This window comes from Halomonas nitroreducens, from assembly GCF_003966155.1.
GTDB classification, from domain to species: domain Bacteria; phylum Pseudomonadota; class Gammaproteobacteria; order Pseudomonadales; family Halomonadaceae; genus Halomonas; species Halomonas nitroreducens.
Map to the genome: position 1 here is coordinate 26,628 of NZ_RXNS01000014.1, position 19,444 is coordinate 46,071.

Consider the following 19,444-nt stretch of genomic DNA (forward strand, 5'->3'; position numbering starts at 1 on the left):
CTGAAGATGTTGCCCGACCATCCTATCCGATTTTGCCGATCCGCGCAGGCGTGCCGTGCCGCAGCGTTGCGTGGGTCGAGGGTTTTCGCTTAACTGATTTCACGGCGGCGTGGCCGGAGCAGGGGCTGCCCGGAGGATGCCCCGGCTGATCGGGCACGAGCCCGGGTAGCCGCACGGAAGCGGAACGACACATATGGGAGGTCGAGGTGAGCGAAGACGACACGAATGGCGCGATGGACCCGCGGACCGACGTGGCCTGGCTCGAGCGGCTGTCGGGACTCCAGGTGGCCGCGTCGGTGATGGTGGTGATCCTGACGGGCTCGGTGCTGCTCGGCTGGGGGATCGCCCCGCTCGGCCGCTGGCTGCCAACGGGGTGGGCGCTGATGCCGGCCACCACCGCGGCGGCCTGCCTGCTGCTGGCGCTGGGCCAGCTGGGGCTCGCCCGGCGGATCGTCGCGCCCCGCTCGGCCCGCTGCCTGGGGGGCGGCATCGTGCTGGGCCTCGCCGGCCTGGCGCTGGTCGGCCACTTGGCCGGTCGGATCTCCTTCGTGGGAGAGAGCCTGCTGGGCATGGACCCCGTGCACATGGCATGGCCGGTCGCCGGCCACCTGATGCTGGCGAGCCTGGCCTTGCTGCTGGCCCGGGCGCGCGGCCGTGTCCCGACCGGGCTGAGGGACGGGCTGCTGGTGGCGCAGCTGGCGCTGCTGTTGGCCCTCGGCGGCGCCCGGCTGTTCGATGCCCTCGGCCTCTTCCCCCCTGCTGCCGGCTCGAGCCTGACCCTGCCCACCCTGGTCGTCCTGCTGCTGCTCACCCTGGCCCAGCTGGCCTTTCACGCCCGGGCGGGGCTCTTCTCGCTGCTGGCGATGCCGGGGCGCGCCGGTCGCCTGCTGCGCCGCGGCTGGCCGGCGGTGGTGGTGCTGCCCTTCCTCGTGGTGACCCTGGCGAGCCGGCTGGCGCCGGCGTCGCTGTCCTCCTCGGCGGCGGCGCTCATGGCTGCCCTGCTGGCGACACTGCTGCTGGTCATGCTGCTGTGGATGGGCGGCTGGAACGGTCGCCTGGAGGCGCGTCTGCGCGAGCTCTCGCTGAGCGACCCGCTGACCGGCCTCTACAACCGGCATGCCTTCGAGGCGCTGGGCGAGCAGTTGCGCCGCCTGGCACGGCGCGAATGCGAGTCCCTGTCGTTGCTCTACTTCGATCTCGACGGACTCAAGCGGATCAATGACGAGCTGGGCTACGAGACTGGCTCGCGGCTGATCGCCGACTTCGCCGGGCTGCTGGCCTCGCATACCCGGGAGAGTGATATCGTGGCCCGCCTCGGCGGTGACGAGTTCGCCGTGCTGATGCGCATCCACCCGGAGCACCTGACGGGCCTGCTGACTCGGCTCGAGGGCGAGCGCCAGGCCCTCAATGCCCGCCCCGAGCAGTCCTTCGTCATCGATTACAGCCAGGGCGAGGCGGTCATCGCCCCGGACGAGACCGGCGCGCTCTCGGCGCTGATGGCGCAGGCCGAGTCGCGCATGCTCGCCCGCAAGGCCCGCAAGCGCGCCTGGGCCGGTGGCACCGGTGTCCCCGTGCCTCCGGCGTCGGGGCTCAACCCGCCCCGGCCGGCCCACGACTGAGCGCCCGGCCGGGGCGCCCCTCGGGCCAGCGGGGCGTCCCGTTCGGTGACGCCTGCCGCGACCGGCGACATCGGGCAGCGCTCGCGTTCCGTCGATATCACCTTCGCAAGAGTCAGGTTGCCATGGGCCAACGATTCGCTTGGATGCTGCTGATGATGATCCTCGTGTTTCCCGCCGTGTGTGCGGCTCAGGAAGCCGAGGACCACTGGTTCGAGGTCAGTGCACTGAACCCGGGACTCGGGGCAGTGCCCGAGGAGGTCGAGCGGTTGACCCCCCGCGAGTCGATCCGCAGCTTCTTCGAGCTCGCCGAGAAAAACGATTTTGCCGCCGCCGCGCATCTGCTCAACCTCGAGGACCTTTCCCCGCAGGAGCAGGCCGCGAAGGGACCCGAGCTGGCCAGGCAGCTGGCCTCGGTTCTGCAGCACGGTGAGTGGGTCAATATCTCGTCCCTGCCGGCCCGTCGGGATGCCATGATCGATGAAGGGGCCAACCAGCATCCTCGGGCAGGGGAGGCGCGGCGTAATCTCAAACTGGCGTCGCTCGAGGCAAATGGCCAGACCTACGATATACGGCTAGCTCGCTACAAGGCGGGCGATCAGCAACCGGTGTGGCTGTTCATGCCGGATACCCTCTCGGTCGTCCCCGCCCTGTACGAGGCCTTCGGCCCGGCCTGGGTGGAGCCCCATATCCCCGAGCGTTTCAAGCAGCCCCTGGGGATGCTGCGGCTCTGGGAATGGCTGGCCATTCCACTGTTCATCGGCATGATCGGCCTGCTGGGGTTCGCGGTGTACAGCCTGACCAGCTTGCTGGCTCGCTGGCTGCCAGCCGGCGTCTCCAGCATCTTCGCCGGCCGGGTGGGGATGCCACTGGCCTTCATCGTCATGTCCCTGGTGGCCCAATGGACGCTCGGCTATGTGGTCTCCTTCTCGGGAGCGGCCACCACCGTCTTCCGCATCCTGCTGGCGCTCATCATGGCCTGGGGGCTCGGGCTCATCGCCTTGCGCTTCGTCGATACCATCCTGCTCAAGGTGACCTCACGCCTGGTCGGCGAGATCGACGATACCCGCCACCAGGACGAGCGCAGGCTGCTGACCACCCTCTATGCCCTGCGCCGGACCATTATCCTGATCACGGTGGTCATCGCGGCCGTCTATGTGCTGGGCAACCTGAGCATCTTCGATTCGCTCGGCATGACGCTGCTGGCGTCGGCCAGTGTACTGACGGTGCTGGTGGGCATCGCGGGACAAGCGGTGCTGGGCAATATCCTCGCCTCCTTCCAGGTGGCCCTGGCGAAGCCAGTGCGCATCGGTGACAGCGTGTTCTTCGAGGGGCAGTGGTGCTACGTGGAAGGTATCTTCTACACCTTCATTCGCCTGCGGACCTGGGACGAGCGGCGGCTGATCGTGCCGGTAACGTATTTCATCTCCAAGCCGTTCGAGAACTGGTCCACCAAGAACGCCAAGATGTACCGCCAGTTCGTGTTGACCCTCCACCTCAGCGCCGACGTGCAGTGCCTGCGGGACAAGTTCCAGGAACTCGCGAAAGACGAGGAGGGCGTCATCGATCATGACCGGTTGCTGTGTTACGTGACCGGGCAATCCGCGGACGCCCAGGAGATCACCTTCTACCTGATGACGCCGGAGCCCATGTCCGGCTGGCTCGCCGAGACCAATCTGCGCGAGCGCATGCTGGCGTTCGTCAGGGAGCAGCATCCCGAGTGGTGGCCTCGGGAGGTCGTGGTCATCAGTCATCAGGACGTGGCGCGTGGCCATGCGTCGGGTCACCGATGACGCCATGTCGCCGCAGCGGGTCGCCGTCGGCCCCACGTGGGCGAGCCGCGACTAGCGCAGCACGATATCGCCCAGGACCCGGGTTAGCCGCGCCAGCAGCTCGCCGCTGTGGCGCCAGAAGTGCCAGTAGAGCGGCACCGCCAGGGAGCGCGCCGGGGCGATGCTCGCCAGGCGGCCCTCGGCCACCAGCGATTCCACCTGCAGGCGCGGCATCATGCCGTAGCCGATGCCGCCGGCGGCGAGGCGCACGAACCCCTCCGAGGACGGGCAGAGATGGTGGGGGAAGGCACCGTGATAGCCGCACTGGGCGAGGAAGCGGTGCTGGAGCTGGTCATGGGGGCCGTAGACGATGGCCGGGGCCTGGCGGAAGGCCACCTCCGTGGGCCCCTCGGGGAAGTAGCGAGCGATGTAGTCCGGGGTCGCGTAGGGATGATAGACCATGGTGCCGAGCGGCACGCAGCGGGCGCCGGCGATGGGCTGGTCGCTGGCGCACAGGCAGGCGGCCACGTCACCGTCGCGTAGTCGCTTGAGCCCCACGTCCTGATCCTCGATCACCAGGTCGAGCAGCAGCCCCTCGGCCCGGCAGAAGTCGCTCACGGCCTCGGCCCACCAGGTCGCCAGGCTGTCGGCGTTGAGCGCGATCCGCAGCCGCGGCGAGGCGGCTTCCAGGGTCGGCAGGGCGGAACGCAGGTCGCGTTCCAGTAGCCGGACCTGCTGGTGGTGGTTGAGCAGCCGCCGACCCGCCGGCGTGGGTTCGAGATGGGGGTGACGGATCAGCACCGGCTGGCCGAGGCGGATCTCCAGGGCCTTGATGCGCTGGGAGACCGCCGACTGGGAGAGGCCGAGCGCGGCTCCGGCGCGCTCGAAGCCGCCACACTCGATCACCGTGGCCAGGGCCTCGAGCAGCTTGTAGTCAAGCATAAGCAAAACTGATGCAGCATTAGGAGGATGATTTTTCAGTATAACGATTCGCCGCTAGGCTGGCCTCCTCACCTTCAGGGAGGACCCACGATGCTGGAGAGTTACCTGACCGGGCTGGTGGTGTGCGGTGGCATCATCATCGCCATCGGCGCCCAGAATGCCTACGTGCTGGGGCTCGCCGTGCGGCGCGAGCACCACTGGTGGTCCGCCGGGCTGTGCATGGGCACCGACCTGCTGCTGGTCTCTGCTGGCATGTTCGGCATGAGTGCCGTGCTGCTGACGATGCCCGGTGCTCTGGAGGCGCTGCGCTGGCTGGGGGTGGTGTTTCTCGGCTGGCTGGCCCTCCAGGCGTTGCATCGCGCCACCGCCGGACGCCAGGGGCTGGCCGTCGCCGAGGCACGGGGCCACAGCGTCACCCGGGTGGTGCTGGCCACCCTGGCCGTCACCGTGCTCAATCCCCAGGTGTACCTGGACACCCTGCTGCTGATCCCCTCGGTGGGCGCCCAGCAGGACAGTGCGGGGGCCTTCGTGGCCGGCGCCGGCAGCGCCTCCATCCTGTGGTTCAGCCTGCTCGCCTGGGGCGGGGCGCTGCTCTCGCCCTGGCTGTCGCGGCCGCGGGCCTGGCGGGTGATCGACGGCGGCATCGGGGTGATGATGGCGATCATCGCCGTGCAGCTGGCCGGCGGCGAGCTCGGCGGAGTCGCCTGACCCCGGCAGTGGTACAGTCCCCGCGACGATATCGACGCGGCATAAAGCGAGGGACAGACCCTGGTATCCAGGCAGGCCGAACACACCACTCCCGGCCACGCACCGGGCCCACCCATGCACGCTCAGGAACGCCGGGGCCTCTACCGGGCGGTGTTCAACCGGCGTGACGTGCGCGGCCAGTTCCGTCCCGAGCCGCTACCGGACGCGGTATTGAGCCGCATCCTGCACGCCGCCCACCAGGCCCCCTCGGTGGGCTTCATGCAGCCCTGGGACTTCATCCTGATCCGTTTGCGGGCGGTGCGCGAGCGCATCCATCGCGACTTCTGCACCGCCCATGGCGAGGCCGCGGAAATGTTCGAGGCGGCGCGTCGCGAGACCTACCGCGGCCTCAAGCTGGAGGGCATCCTCGAGGCGCCGCTCAACCTGTGCATCACCCGCGACCGCGAGCGCAGCGGCGGCCCGGTGATCGGCCGCACCCCGCAGCAGGAGATGGACCTCTACAGTACCGTCTGCGCGGTACAGAACCTGTGGCTGGCGGCACGCGTCGAGGGGGGCGGGGTGGGCTGGGTGTCGATCCTGCACCGCGAGGTGCTCAGCGAGATCCTCGCCCTGCCGGCGACGGTAGTGCCCGTCGCCTACCTGTGCCTGGGCTATGTCAGCCACTTTCCCGAGCGCCCGGAACTCGAGACCGCCGGCTGGCACTCGCGGACCCCGCTGGAGGAGCTGGTGGCCTTCGAGCGCTGGGGGCAGGGCGCCACGGCAGCAGAGGAGCCGCTGATCGCGCAGCTGCGCGAGGACCGGGACTTTCCCGCGACGTTCAACGCCGGCGAATCAACGCCGGGCGAGCACTGAGCGCGGCGCTCAGCGCGGGTGCAGCCAGCCCGGCAGCAGGCTGTAGGGGTCGATCGGCTGGTTGGCGTCGTGGGGGACCTGCAACGTCCTCAGGCGCGCGAACAGGCGCTCGTCCTTGCATTCGTCGAACAGCTCGCTGCAGCCCCCCACGAACTCGCCGCCGATGAAGATCTGCGGCAGCGTCAGCACGCCGGTGCGGGCCCGCAGCACCGCCCGGATCCGGCCGCCCAGGTTGTCCTGCTGGTAGTCCACGGCATCCAGGTCGACGCTCTCGTAGGGGATGGCGTAGTGGCGCAGCAGCTTGCGGACCGACCAGCAGAACTCGCACCACTCCAGGGCGAACATCACCACCGGTTGGCGGGGATCGCCGATCAGCCGGTCGACTTCGGCCTCCGCCTCGGCATCGGTGGCCTCGGTGGAGGCCGCGGCGCCGGATGGGGCAGGGCGGGGCGCCACGTCGAAACGGTAGCCCGGGGTCGAGCAGGACAGCAGGGTCTCCTCCTCGGTCATCTCGACGGGCACGTCCTCGAACAGCGGTGTGGACAGGTAGCGCTCGCCGGTGTCCGGCAGCATGCACAACAGGGTAGTGCCCGCCGGGGCCCGCTCGGCCACCTGCAGCGCTCCGGCGAAGGTGGCCCCGGCGGAGATGCCGACGAAGATGCCCTCCCGGCTGGCCAGCTCCCGGGCGCAGCGCAGGGCGTCCTTGCCGTTGATGGCCAGGAACTCGTCGATGCGATGCCCCGCGAGCACCGGCTCCACCAGCTGCGGGATGAAGTCCGGCGTCCAGCCTTGCATCAGGTGGGGGCGGAACTGCGAGTGGCTCTGGGCATGGCCGCCGTCGGGCAGGCGTGCCTGGGGGATGCCGCTGGCCAGGATGGCGGCGTTGTCGGGTTCGCAGACCACGATGCGGGTGTGGGGGCTCTCGCGCTTGAGGACCCGGGAGACGCCGCTCAGGGTGCCGCCGGTCCCGACACCGGTCACCCAGTAGTCCAGGGGCAGGTCCGCGAAGTCGCGGAGGATCTCGACGGCCGTGGTCCGCTCGTGGATCGCCGCATTGGCCGGGTTCTCGAACTGCCGTGACTGCCACCAGCCGTGCTTCTCGGCGAGCTCGCGGGCCTTGGCGACCATGCCCGAGCCCTTCTCCGAGGCCGGGGTCAGCACCACCCGGGCGCCGAGGAAGCGCATCAGCTTGCGCCGCTCGACGCTGAAGTTCTCGGCCATGGTCACCACCAGCGGATAGCCCTTCTGGGCGCAGACCATGGCCAGACCGATGCCGGTGTTGCCGCTGGTGGCCTCGACCACCGTCTGCCCCGGCGCCAGGTCGCCGCGACGCTCGGCATCCTCGATGACGCCGAGCGCCAGGCGATCCTTGACCGACCCCATCGGGTTGCAGGCCTCGAGCTTGACGAACAGCGACACGTCCGGCGGTGCGAGGTTGTGGATGCGCACCACCGGTGTATTGCCGATCGTCTCGAGGATGCTCTGGTAGCGATGGCTCATGTCGACGTTTCCCGCCGGACTACAGGCTCACTGTATGAAGGCCGGATACCTCTCGCCATAGGCTGTTCGGCTGAATCGAGGCTGACGCGAACCAGCCGCCCAGGCCGCTCCGCGGTGGGCTGCGCGTCGCGGGGCTAGATGTGATCTCTCGGTAGGTTGTTCATCCGGAACCTACCCGGACAATTGGAGGTGCGACCCAAACCAACCTCCAGGAGGCCCGGATGAACACCCATAAGAATGCCCGTCTCACTCCTCATGGTCGAGCCCTGCTGGTTCATCGAGTGCGTCTCGCCCACGCCGCTGTCCTCATGCAACTCCGGATGAGCTCCGCGAGCAGGTTATCGAGCGCCGCCGGCAGCGTCAGACTTACCGCCAGATCGCCCATCTGCTGAGCATCGGACTCAGCACCGTCGCGCGCCTCCTCGCGCGCGAGGGGCTGAACCGTCTCTCGGCCTTGGCGCCTGCCCGTCCCGCGAATCGCTACGAACATGAGGCGCCGGGCGATCTCCTGCACCTGGACATCAAGAAGCTCGGTTGCTTCGAGCGCCCCGGGCATCGCGTCACCGGCGATCGACAACAGGCCACCCGTGGGGCTGGCTGGGAGTATGTTCACATCGCCATCGACGATCACTCGCGGGTGGCTTACGGCACCCGCTATCCCGATGAAACCGGCTGGAGTGCGTGTTATGCCCTGCTCGAGGCCGTGCGGTACTACCGACGACTGGGCGTTCGCTTCACGCGTGTGCTGACCGACAACGGCGCCTGCTACCGATCCAAGGCGTTCCACCGTCTATGCCGGCGACTGAGGCTGAAGCACAAGCGCACCCAGCCTTACACGCCCCGAACCAATGGCAAGGCAGAACGGTTCATTCAAACCGCTCTGCGCGAGCGGGCCTATGCGTGGCGCTACGAGAGTTCGGAGGCACGAGGCAAGCATCTGCCCGTCTGGCTCCACCAATACAACTGGCATCGGCCCCATGCCAGCCTGAACTACCAACCTCCCATTAGCCGGCTGGGGCATTCCGTGAACAACCTGGTGGGTTTACACAGCTAGACTCAGGGAGACACTGTGCGCTCGGCATCGCCTGGCGAGGGCTTGGCGGTGGCGGGGCACGTCTCCCTGGCAACCGTACTCCCGGAGGGACTCCCCATGTCAGCCGACCGCCAAGGCAACCCGCTGTCGGGCGCGACTCCCGCGGCGGTCGCGGCCTTCGACGAGGCCGTCACGGCCTTCAACCTGTACCGGGGCGACCCCGTCGCCCGGGTGGATCAGGCCATCGCCGAGGCGCCCGCCTTCGCAATGGCGCATCTCCTCAAGGCCTGGCTGTTCGCAGTGGCCACCGAGCCCGAGGCCGCGGCACAGGCCCGCGCCATCGCCGCGTCGGCCCGACGGCTGGCGCTCAACGAACGGGAGGCATCGCTGCTGGCCGCCCTGGAGCGCCTGCTGCAGGGCAACTGGACCGCCGCGGCGCTGGCCCTGGATCACCACAACGTCGCCTTCCCGAGGGATCTGGTGGCGCTGCAGTGCGGCCACCTGCTGGACTTCTATCGGGCCAATGCCCGCGACCTGCGTGATCGCATCGCCCGGGTCCTGCCGCGCTGGTCGGCCGAGCTGCCGGGCTACTCGATCCTGCTCGGCATGCATGCCTTCGGCCTGGAGGAGACCGGCGACTACGCCCGCGCCGAGGCGCAGGGGCGTCGGGCCGTCGAGCTCGAGCCCCGCGACTGCTGGGCGCACCATGCGGTCGCCCATGTCATGGAGATGCAGGGCCGCGCCGAGGACGGCATCGGCTGGATGACCACCCGGGAGCCCTACTGGTCAGGCGATGACAACTTCTTCCGGGTCCACAATTGGTGGCATCACGCCCTCTACTACCTCGACCTGGGCCGGGTCGACGAGGCGCTGGCGCTCTACGACGGCCCGGTGCGCCAGGACCGCAGCGGGGTGGCTCTCGACATGATCGATGCCTCCGCACTGCTGTGGCGGCTGACGCTGCTGGGGTGTGACCTCGCGGGGCACTGGCAGGAGCTGGCCGATACCTGGGATCGCCATGCCGATGGCCGACTCTACCCCTTCAACGACTGGCATGCGGTGATGGCCTATCTCGGCGCCGGGCGCGAGCAGGACGTGGCACGGATCCTGGCCGCCTTCCGCTCGCCCGAGGAGCCGTCCGCCGAGGTGGCCCGCTGGACCCGAGACATCGGCCTGCCGCTGGTCCAGGGCTTCGTGGCCTACTGGCACGGGGACTACCGGTTGGCGGCGCAGCAGCTCCATGCGGCGCGCTTCATCGCCAATCGCTTCGGCGGCAGCCACGCCCAGCGCGACGTGATCGACTGGACGCTGACCGAGGCCGCCCTGCGTGGCGGCCTGCATGACCTGGCCGCGGCGCTGGCCCACGAGCGCCTGGCCCTGAAGCCCCACAGCTGGGTCAATCGCGATTTCCTGGCCCGGGCCACCCGAGGGGCAACGGCCCGGGGCTGAGCCGGCAGGGCGGCACGTCCCGATGGCCGAAGACGCCCGTCGACGGACGGGCCGTTTTTTTGCATTCCACGCAAGTCTTGGATGTACTGTCACCCAGCGCTGCATGGAGCGTCGCCGTACGCGACGTCCCACCCGAGACGACCGCGGAGGACACGATTCCATGGGCTTCCACCCCGGCCACGGCGCATGATCCCGACACATGACGGCGCCGACCTCGCCGGCCGGCGAGAGTTCGAGGCCTCCCTGATCACGGCGATCCACGAGGCCTCCCCCGATGGCATCCTGGTCGTGGATGACCAGAGCCGGATCGTTTCGCACAACCAGCGGCTGTTCGAAGTGTTCGACATCGATCCCGCCGCCATCACCGGGACCGACGACGACGGGGATCTCGCCGGTCTCCCCGAGCGGCGCCTGATGGCGCTGGCCCTCCAGCGCATCCTGGAGCCGGCCGAGTTCCTGAGTCGGGTCGAGGAGCTCTATGCGGATCCGGCGCTCGAGGATCACTGCGAGATCGAGCTCGTCGATGGCCGTACCCTGGAGCGCCATTCGAAGGCCTTGCGGGGTCCGCACGGCCGCCATCTCGGACGAGTATGGTTCTTTCGTGACATCACCGAACGCAAGGAGGTGGAGCACCGGCTGGAGGCCTTGTCGCGTCGCGATCCCCTCACCGGCGTGGCGAACCTGCGCTACTTCTTCGAGCGGGCGGCCGACGAGTACGCCCGGGTGCGGCGCTCCGGCGGGGATTGCTCGCTGCTCATGCTGGATCTCGATCACTTCAAGCGCATCAATGACCACTGGGGGCATGCCACCGGCGACGAGGTGCTCAAGGCCTTCTGCGACACCGTCCGTGATTCCCTGCGCGAGGTGGACCTGCTGGGACGCCTGGGGGGCGAGGAGTTCGCGGTGCTGCTGCCCGATACCGACAGGGAGGGAGCTGCCAGGGTGGCCGAGCGCCTGCGACGGCGCGTCGAGCAGCACCCGGTGCCACAGGACAGCCAGGTCATCCCCTACACGGTGAGTTGCGGGGTGGCCACCCTGAGACCCGACGATGACTCCGCGGAGGCCGTCCTCCGCCGCGCCGACGACGCCCTGTACCGAGCCAAGGCGGCGGGGCGCAACCACTCGGTCGGGGAGCCGCCGCGCGAGGCGATCTTGTCAGCCGGTGGCGGGTGAACCTGCCAGGGGGGCGCTCTGCTCCGGCGCGGTGCCGTCTGCCCGGGAGCGCTCGCCCAGGGCGGCGGCGATCACGTCGAGGTAGTTGCGGATCCGTTCCACATAGTGCACCGGCTCGTAGCCCCGGGCATAGCCATAGCGCGTGCGCGGGTAGTAGCGGCGGTCGGCCTTGAGTGGCAGCACCTCCTTCATGTCGGCCCAGGAATCGGGGTTCTTGCCGAGTTCCCGGGCCAGTTCCCGGGCATCCAGCAGGTGGCCGCGGCCGAGGTTGTAGCTGGCCAGCGCCAGGTAGGTGCGATCCGGCTCGGGGATGCTCTCGGGCAGGCGGCGGTGGCGGTCGGCGAGGTAGCGGGCGCCGCCATCGATGGCCGCCGCCGGGTCCAGCCGGTTGGCCACCCCGAGGGAGGCGGCGGTGTTGCGGGTCAGCATCATGATGCCGCGCACCCCGGTGGGCGAGACCGCCTCGGGATCCCAGTGGGATTCCTGGTAGGCCAGGGCGGCCAGCAGGTCCGCGGGCATGCCGGTCTTGGCCTCGGCCGCGAGAAAGAGGTCGAGAAAGCGCGGCAGCCGCTCGTCGATGCGCCGGTTGAGGGCCCGCAGGTCGACGAAGTCGAACTCGCCGATATGGCTGTAGTAGCGCTGGCGAATGGCCGCCAGGGCCGTCTTGCCCGCCGCGCTTGCCATCCATTGCCGGGCCTGGGCGGCGAGTGGTGCCTGGTCGTCGGGCAGGTACCAGCCCAGAGGTTCCCCGGCGGTCAGGTTGAGCGCCACTTCCAGGTGCGGGAAGTGGCGGCGTGTCATGCGCACGATGTTGGAATCGGCCACGGTACATTCGACCTCCTGCTCGGCCACCGCCGCCAGCAGGGTCTCGGTATTGCGCGGGTCTTCCCGGAAGCGAAAGCCGGTGTGGGCATTGACCAGGCTTTGCAGCCGTTCCGAGTAGCTGGAGGCGGCGGTGACACGCACTTCGACCCCGGCCAGCTCGCTCACCCGGCGGGGCAGGGGACGGTCATCCCGGTGGCAGACCAGCTGCTCGACGATCTCGGTATGCGCGGGACCTCGGGCGAAGCGCGCATCGCGGGACGGCAGGTGGGTCAGACCGGCGGCGGCCAGGTGGACCGCGCCGTCTTCCAGGGCCGCGAGCACCTCGGCGGTGGTCTCGAACAGCTCCCATTCGACCTGCCAGGCATTGGCCGCGGCGAAGCGCCGGACCAGGTCATGCTCGGGGCCGACCGCCCGCTGGTGGCGATCCAGGTAGTAGATGGTGGCGGCGTTGCGGGTGGCCACCCGCAGCGTCCCGCTTTCGCTCGGCGGCGCAAGGCGCGGTGTCGCCTCATGGATCATCACCAGCAGCAGGGCCACGCTCAGCAGCCCCACCAGGGTCAGGGAGAGAAGGCGTCGTGGCGGTCTCAAGGGCCCTCGGCGTCGGGAAGTTCGCCTGCCACCCTAACAGGCCCGAGCGTTGGCGTGGCGTGAGCCGGGGAGGTGGCAGCCTCCCTGGGACGGAAAGCGCGATGACCGTGGCGGGATACTTTGTACGATATCGCTTGGCTTGATGTAAGCCGATAGCACCAGGTGGTCTCCCCCTTTGCGTTTTTCATCAGCGTTAACTTAACTATAAGGAATGGTAACGTTGACTCACCCGGGGTGGGGAGTCGGCCTGGTAGCGTATGGGGACGGTCGTCAGGGAGGCGGGTGGTCGGGCATCGGTCTCCTGACGGCGCTTCCGGCGCATGAGGAGAGCGATACGATGCAGGATCGCTGGTCGAGACTCACCGCTCCGCTCGCCTGGCTCATGGGCCTGGCCCTGGTCGCCGGCCTCGGCGTGGCGATGCCGGCCCGGGCGGAGAACGAGTACATTCGTGTCGAGGAGCATGTGGCTCGACACCCCGAGCAGCGCGCCCTGATGGCGCAGTTCGCCGAGCAGGTGCGTGCACCGGCCGTGCCGCTGGCGACACCGCCCGAGACGCCCGTACGGATCGCCGTCGTCTATCCGGGGCTGCAGACCTCGGACTACTGGCGGCGCAGCCTGGTGTCCTTCGAGTCACGGCTGGCCCGCCTGGACATTCCCTACGAGCTGAAGGCCTTCTTCTCGCGTCCCTCGGTGGACGTCGACCTCCAGGCGAAGCAGCTCGCCGAGGCCCTGGCCTGGGAGCCGGACTACCTGGTCTTCACCCTGGATGCCCTGCCGCACAAGCGCATCATCGAGCGCCTGCTGGCCCGGGGAGAGCCCCGCCTGATCCTGCAGAACATCACCACGCCCCTGGCCGAGTGGCAGGGCCACCTGCCGTTCCTGCACGTCGGCTTCGACCATGCCCAGGGCACCCGGCTGATCGCCGACTGGATGCTCGAGCGTGCCGACCAGCGTGGCAAGTACCTGATGCTCTACTTCACCCCGGGCTATGTGAGCCGCATGCGCGGCGGCACCTTCGCCGCCATGGCCGCCGACTATCCCGAGGTCGAGCAGGTGGCGGCCTTCTACACCGATGGTGACAGCGACCAGGCCTATCGCGCCACCCGCCGGACCCTCGAGGCCCATCCCGACCTGGCGATGATCTTCGCCAGTGCCACGGATGTCGCCCTCGGCGCCCTGCGCGCCCTGCGCGAGGCCGGGCGGGAAGAGACGGTCCTGCTCAACGGCTGGGGCGGCGGGGCGGCCGAGCTGGAGGCCCTCGCGGCCGGGGGGCTGGATGTCACCGCCATGCGCCTTAATGATGACAACGGCATCGCCATGGCCGAAGCGCTCAAGCTGGACCTGTCGGGCCAGGCCCGACAGGTGCCCGACATCTTCGCCGGGGACATCGCCCTGATCACCCGGGACATGTCGCCAGGCGCGATCGAGCGGCTCGAGCGCCGCGCCTTCCGGCTCAGCGAGCCGTCGTCGGAGTCGCCGTGATGCGGGTCTGGCGCTTTTCGCGGATGGTGCTGGTGCTGCAGCTGGCGCTGTTGACGACGGTCGCCGTCATCCTGCTGACCACCGCCTATATGGGGGCCCAGCAGGCCCTGGAGCAGGGCTCCCGACAGGCCCATGCGCGGGACCAGCGCGTGCTCGACAGCCTGATCGAGTCCGAACTGCGCAACATCCGGCGCTACAGCCTGGGCCTCGTCGAGCGGGACAGTCTGAGCCGGGCCCTGAGCGATGGCGATGCCTCGGCGGTGACCGCGGTCCTCGATAGCCTGCGGGACGACAACGAAGCCCAGCGTATCGATGCGCTGGTGGTCGAGACCGACGACGAGGCCTTCGTCTCGACCAGTGTCAGCCTGCTGGGCACGCCCTTGCCGCTGGTGGCACTGAGTCGACAGCCGGCCCCGCTGTCGACCTGGAGCACGGTGAATGCCCGGGTGGAGGGGCGGCACTACAGCCTGCTGCGCCTGACCCGGCCGATCCTCGAGTCGTCGCTGGGCCGAGTGGTCGGCAGGCTGCATGTCTTCGTGCAGATCAACGACAACTTCTGGATCACCAATGCCCTGCAGACGCTGTTCGGGGCGCGGGCCACCGTGCTCGGCCACGACGGCGCGGTGCTCGACGCCCTGGCGCAGAAACCGGGCCAGCTCGACGCCCTCGAGGTCATGGACAGCGTCGACGACTCGGTCGTGACCACCCCCCAGGGGGTGGTACGCGAGCATGTGCTGCAGGTTGGCAACAGTGATCGCTATCGGGTGCGGTCGTTGCTGCCCGACGACAGCTTCGCAGCGCTGCGCGATACCTACATGTCCAGCATCCTCTACGCTACCCTGCTGGTGCTTGGCCTGGGAGTCGCCCTGATGCTGGTGCTGCGCCGGCTGAGCAGTCGGGCGCTGGACAACCTGGTGAGCTATGCCGAGCGGGTGCCCCAGAGCGGGGTGCCGACGCCCTTCCCGGGAGGACGGTTCCTGGAATTCAACCGGGTCGGCAAGGCCTTCGAGGCCATGCTCACGCGCATCCGCGAACACGACAAGTACCTGTCCGGCATCCTCGAGCACTCTCCCGACCTGGTCTTCGTCAAGGACCTGGAGAATCGCTACCGGCTGGTCAACGAGCGCTACGCCTGGGCGGTCCACTCGACGCCGGAGGCGATGCTCCAGAGCCGGGCGGACGACGCCCTGGACGAAGAGGTGGTGGTCCTGGCCACGGAGTCCGACCAGCAGTTGCTGCATGAGCTGAAGCCGGTCAAGTACAAGACGGAACTCGCGACACCGGACGGCATCCATCGCTACCTGGTCACCAAGTTCCCCATTTATGACGACCAGGGGCGGCCCTATCTGGTCGGCGGGATCGCCACCGACATCACCGGTATCACCCAGGCCCGGGAGCAGCTGCAGCTCGCCCACCAGGTGTTCGCCGAGACCAGCGAGGCGATCATCGTGCTCGACGACAACCATCGCACGCTCCTCGCCAACCGGGCCTTCGGGGAGATGAGCGGGCACGACGAGTCGCGAGCCACCGCCGCCATCCGCGATTTCCTGATGAGACACCCCGAGGTGACCTACCACCTGTCGCGGGGGCATCGCTGGCAGGGCCAGTGTGACCTGCAGCAGAATGGCGGCGGCAGCCTGCCGGTGCTGGTCTCGGTCACCAGCCTGCCGCCCACCGAGGGCGAACGGCACCACGTGCTGCTGTTCAGCGACATCACCTCGCTGAAGGTCGCCGAGCAGCGTCTGGAACGGCTGGCCTGGTACGACCCCCTGACGGGCCTGGCCAATCGCAGCCTCTTCACCCTCAAGCTGGACGAGGCACTGCAGGGCGAAGCCTCGAAAGAGACCGGCGTGATCTTCATTGATATCGACCACTTCAAGGACATCAACGACACCCACGGCCACTCCCTGGGCGACGAACTGCTCTGCCAGGTGGCGGATCGCCTGCGTCACTGTGTCCAGTCACGGGATACCGTGGCCCGTTTCGGGGGCGACGAGTTCACCATCCTGCTGCGGGGGATCACCCAGGAGGGGCAGGCCATGGCCATCGCCCGGCGCATCCTGCGCGCCCTGAGCGAGCCCTATGATCTGGGCATCGCCTCCTGCTTCAGCACCGCGAGCCTGGGGATCACCCTGGCGTCGCGGCATGGCTGTTCCGTCGAGGCGCTGGTCCGCAACGCCGACCAGGCGATGTACGAGGCCAAGTCGCTGGGTCGCCAGAAGGTGGTCCTCTTCGACCCGTCCATCGACGAGCGCCACCAGCTACGTCTGCGCTACGAGGCGGGGCTGCGCAAGGCCATCGACAACGGCGAACTCTACGTGCACTTCCAGCCTCGCTTCGACATTGCCGGCCAGCGCGTGGTCGGTGCCGAGGCGCTGGTGCGCTGGCAGAGCGAGGAATACGGTCCGGTGCCGCCGAGCACCTTTATCCCCATCGCCGAGAACTCCCGGTTGATCGTCGATATCGGCCACCTGGTGCTCAAGGAGGCCTGCCGCCAGGCCGCTCGGTGGGCAGAGGCGGGCTACCCGGTGCCGGTCTCGGTCAACCTTTCGCCGCGTCAGCTCCATGAGGGTGAGCTGATCCGCGATATCCAGGGCGCGATCCAGCAGGCCGATCTGCCCCCCCAGCTGCTGGAGCTCGAGATCACCGAGACCCATCTGATGGACAACGTCGATCAGGTGCTGCCGGTGCTCCACCAGATCCGCGCCATGGGACTGGGGCTGGCGATCGACGACTTCGGCACCGGCTATTCGTCCCTGACCTACCTCAAGCGGCTGCCGATCGAGATCCTCAAGATCGATCGCAGTTTCATCACCGACGTCCCCGGCGACGTCGATGACGAGGTCCTGGTCAGTGCGATCATCAGCATGTCGCACAGCCTGAACTTCCGGGTCGTCGCCGAGGGCGTGGAGACCGAGGCACAGCGCGCCTTCCTCGAGGGCCTCGGTTGCGACGAGGTGCAGGGTTTCCTGCTCGGCCGTCCCGAGAGTGCCGGCAAGCTGCTCGGCAAGCTGCGCCGCTGCGATGCAACTGCCAGTCCGTGACGCGGATCCCGCTACCGGCAGGGAGCGTCAGTGGTGACGTTTTTTCTTGCCCTGGCGCCGGCAAGTGCGTAGCGTCGCCTGTCCCGCTTCCCCGCCCCCTCAAGACAGGTCCGACCCGTGACTGATGCCCTCTCCCCGGACGCCGCCGGCGCCTTCTCCCGCCTGCCGCTGGGCGCCGAACTGCTGGCCAACCTGGCGTCGCTGGGTTACCGGCGCATGACGCCGATCCAGGCCGAGAGCCTGCCGGCGATGCTGGCCGGGCGTGACCTGATCGCCCAGGCCCGGACCGGATCGGGCAAGACCGCGGCCTTCGGGCTGGGGCTGCTGGCGCGGCTTGTCCCAGCGAGCTTCCGCGTGCAGGGGCTGGTGTTGTGCCCGACCCGGGAACTGGCCGACCAGGTCGCCGAGGAGCTGCGCCGCCTGGCGCGTGGGCTGCCCAACATCAAGGTGTTGACGCTGTGTGGCGGCGCCCCCCTGGGCCCGCAGCTCGCCTCACTGGTCCACGGCGCCCATCTCGTCGTCGGCACCCCGGGGCGCGTGGAAGAGCACCTGCGCAAGGGTAGCCTGGCCCTGGCGGACCTCGACGCCCTGGTGCTCGATGAGGCCGACCGCATGCTCGACATGGGCTTCCAGGCGACCCTGGAGGCGATCATCGCCGCCACCCCCGAGGACCGTCGCACCTGGCTGTTCAGTGCCACCTACGGCGAGGGCGTCCGGCCGCTGGCCGAGGGCCGGATGCGCGACCCGGTCTCGATCTCGGCTGCCGAGACCCACGACCGCGCCACTATCCGTGAGCACTTCTACCGGGTGGCGGATGACCCGGCGCGCTTCGAGGCCCTGCGGCAACTGCTGTTGCAGCGGCGGCCGACGTCCAGCGTGGTGTTCTGCAATACCAGGCAGGAGACCCGGGAGCTCGCCGAGGCGCTGGACGAGGCGGGTATCAGTGCCCTGGCCCTGCATGGCGACCTGGAGCAGCAGGACCGCGATCGGCGCCTGGTGCTGTTCGCCAATCGCAGCGCCTCGGTGCTGGTGGCCACCGATGTGGCGGCCCGGGGGCTGGATATCGCGGAACTCGATGCGGTGTTCAACTACCGCATCGCCCGGGAACTCGAGGTCCATGTGCACCGGGTCGGGCGTACCGGTCGGGCCGGCAGCCAGGGCATGGCCTGCACCCTGGTCGGCGAGGACGAGATGCATCGGCTGGCGCGTCTCGAGGCCTTCCTCGGCCAGGCCCTCGAGACCGAGGTGTTGCCCGATCGGCCGGGCGAGCGAGCGCCCCTGCGTGCACCCATGGCGACCCTGCAACTCGGTGCCGGCAAGCAGCAGAAGATTCGCCCCGGGGACATTCTCGGGGCCCTCACCGGTGAGGGCGGCCTCGACGGGGCGCGGATCGGCAAGATCAAGGTGCTGGCACGCAGCACCTATGTGGCCGTCGAGCGCGAGCTTGCCGCGATCGCCCTGGCGCAGCTGAACGGCGGGCGTATCAAGGGACGCACCTTCCGCGCCCGTCGTGTCAGCCGTTGATGAGCGGCGCAGTGTTCCTCATTCGCGCCGCTGGAGTCACGCAATGAAGATTCCCGCGCGATTGCAGCCGCTGGTCGATGACGGCCTGATCGATGCGGTCCTCGGCCAGCTGATGAGCGGCAAGGAGGCCCAGGTCTATGTGGTGCGCTGTGGCGAGGAGCGTCGCTGCGCCAAGGTCTTCAAGGAGGCCCGGCAGCGCAGTTTCAAGCAGGCGGTGCAGTACCGGGAGGGGCGCAGGGGGCGCAACAGCCGACGCGAACGGGCCATGGCCAAGAAGACCCGCTATGGCCAGCAGGAACAAGAGCAGGCCTGGCTGAATGCCGAGGTCGAGGCTCTCCATCGCCTGGCGGCGGCGGGAGTCCGGGTGCCCACCCCCCTGGGCTTTGTCGATGGCGTGCTGCTGATGGAGATGGTCTCCGACGCGGACGGCCGGGCGGCGCCGCGCCTCGATGACGTCACCCTGAGCGCCGAGCAGGCGATCGCCCATCACGACGCCGTGATCCGTGAGGTCGTGCGCATGCTGTGTGCCGGCCTGGTGCATGGCGATCTCTCCGAGTTCAACGTGCTACTCGGCCACGCAGGGCCGGTGATCATCGACCTGCCCCAGGCGGTGGATGCCGCCGGCAACAACAGCGCCGGCATGCTGCTGCGCCGCGACGTCGACAACATGCGAGCCTATTTCGGGCGATTTGCCCCGGCCCTGCACGACACCGATTATGGTCGGGAGATCTGGGCGCTCTACGAGGCCGGCGAGCTGCATCCGGACAGCGCCCTGACCGGGCGTTTCGTGGGAGATTCCACGGCCGTGGATGTCGACGAGCTGATTACCGTCATCGAGGATGCCCGGGAGCAGCAGGCCTGGCGTCTCGCGCGGTGCGGCGAAGCGCAGGACGAGGAATAGCCTGGCCGGCGGCGGGCGCTGGGCGCAATGCATC

13 protein-coding genes and 1 pseudogene are annotated in these 19,444 nt (G+C 68.9%); 11 read left to right on the plus strand and 3 right to left on the minus strand.

The annotated features are described in order from the left end of the window. Positions 1-206: 206 nt before the first annotated feature. Positions 207-1,619 (plus strand): sensor domain-containing diguanylate cyclase, encoded by a 1,413-nt coding sequence (locus EKG36_RS14555; RefSeq protein ID WP_126485344.1) that lies wholly within the window; start codon positions 207-209, stop codon positions 1,617-1,619. Between the two features lie 122 nt (positions 1,620-1,741). Next, positions 1,742-3,409: a mechanosensitive ion channel family protein gene (locus tag EKG36_RS14560; protein ID WP_126485346.1), complete on the plus strand. Its 1,668-nt coding sequence runs from the start codon at positions 1,742-1,744 to the stop codon at positions 3,407-3,409. A 51-nt stretch (positions 3,410-3,460) separates the two neighbouring features. Here the strand turns inward: EKG36_RS14560 and EKG36_RS14565 are convergent, their stop codons facing one another. Next, the gene (locus EKG36_RS14565; protein WP_126485348.1) at positions 3,461-4,330 is read right to left on the minus strand and encodes a LysR family transcriptional regulator ArgP; all 870 of its coding nucleotides are present in this window, start codon (positions 4,328-4,330) and stop codon (positions 3,461-3,463) included. 90 nt (positions 4,331-4,420) lie between these two features. Here EKG36_RS14565 and EKG36_RS14570 point away from each other — a divergent pair, with 90 nt between their 5' ends. Both EKG36_RS14570 and bluB read left to right on the plus strand, forming a co-directional pair. After that, positions 4,421-5,038 carry a LysE/ArgO family amino acid transporter gene (locus EKG36_RS14570; protein WP_126485349.1) on the plus strand — a complete coding sequence of 206 codons (618 nt, stop codon included), beginning with the start codon at positions 4,421-4,423 and terminating at the stop codon, positions 5,036-5,038. Positions 5,039-5,152: 114 nt separating this feature from the next. Next, positions 5,153-5,890: a 5,6-dimethylbenzimidazole synthase gene (gene bluB / locus EKG36_RS14575; RefSeq protein ID WP_126485351.1), complete on the plus strand. Its 738-nt coding sequence runs from the start codon at positions 5,153-5,155 to the stop codon at positions 5,888-5,890. Positions 5,891-5,899: 9 nt separating this feature from the next. On the opposite strand, the gene EKG36_RS14580 is transcribed toward bluB, so the two are convergent. Further along, positions 5,900-7,390, minus strand: coding sequence for a cysteine synthase (locus EKG36_RS14580; RefSeq protein ID WP_126485353.1), 1,491 nt, complete (start codon positions 7,388-7,390; stop codon positions 5,900-5,902). Between the two features lie 221 nt (positions 7,391-7,611). Between EKG36_RS14580 and EKG36_RS14585 the strand changes: the two are divergent. From EKG36_RS14585 to EKG36_RS14595, 3 genes and pseudogenes are all read left to right on the plus strand, one after another. After that, a pseudogene (locus EKG36_RS14585) lies at positions 7,612-8,444 on the plus strand (IS481 family transposase). Positions 8,445-8,540: 96 nt separating this feature from the next. Beyond that, a complete protein-coding gene (locus EKG36_RS14590; RefSeq protein ID WP_126485356.1) occupies positions 8,541-9,872 on the plus strand; it encodes a tetratricopeptide repeat protein in 1,332 nt (443 codons plus the stop codon). Positions 9,873-10,058: 186 nt separating this feature from the next. After that, entirely contained in the window at positions 10,059-11,045 is a 987-nt protein-coding gene (locus tag EKG36_RS14595; RefSeq protein ID WP_185827567.1) for a sensor domain-containing diguanylate cyclase, read from the plus strand. Here EKG36_RS14595 and mltF read toward each other — a convergent pair. Continuing rightward, on the minus strand, positions 11,028-12,458 hold the full coding sequence (mltF, locus tag EKG36_RS14600) for a membrane-bound lytic murein transglycosylase MltF (protein ID WP_246007522.1): 1,431 nt from the start codon (positions 12,456-12,458) through the stop codon (positions 11,028-11,030). The genes EKG36_RS14595 and mltF overlap by 18 nt on opposite strands. Before the next feature lie 337 nt (positions 12,459-12,795). On the opposite strand from mltF, the gene EKG36_RS14605 reads away from it, so the two are divergent. From EKG36_RS14605 to EKG36_RS14620, 4 genes are all read left to right on the plus strand, one after another. Next, a complete protein-coding gene (locus EKG36_RS14605) occupies positions 12,796-13,941 on the plus strand; it encodes a substrate-binding domain-containing protein (protein ID WP_185827568.1) in 1,146 nt (381 codons plus the stop codon). Then, positions 13,941-16,985, plus strand: a complete 3,045-nt coding sequence (locus EKG36_RS14610) for an EAL domain-containing protein (RefSeq protein ID WP_246007528.1) — start codon at positions 13,941-13,943, stop codon at positions 16,983-16,985. The genes EKG36_RS14605 and EKG36_RS14610 overlap by 1 nt, the downstream gene beginning before the upstream one ends. A 117-nt stretch (positions 16,986-17,102) precedes the next feature. After that, positions 17,103-18,509, plus strand: coding sequence for an ATP-dependent RNA helicase DbpA (gene dbpA, locus EKG36_RS14615; protein ID WP_126485364.1), 1,407 nt, complete (start codon positions 17,103-17,105; stop codon positions 18,507-18,509). A gap of 43 nt (positions 18,510-18,552) precedes the next feature. Beyond that, positions 18,553-19,410, plus strand: a complete 858-nt coding sequence (locus EKG36_RS14620) for a PA4780 family RIO1-like protein kinase (RefSeq protein ID WP_126485366.1) — start codon at positions 18,553-18,555, stop codon at positions 19,408-19,410. Positions 19,411-19,444 lie beyond the last annotated feature (34 nt).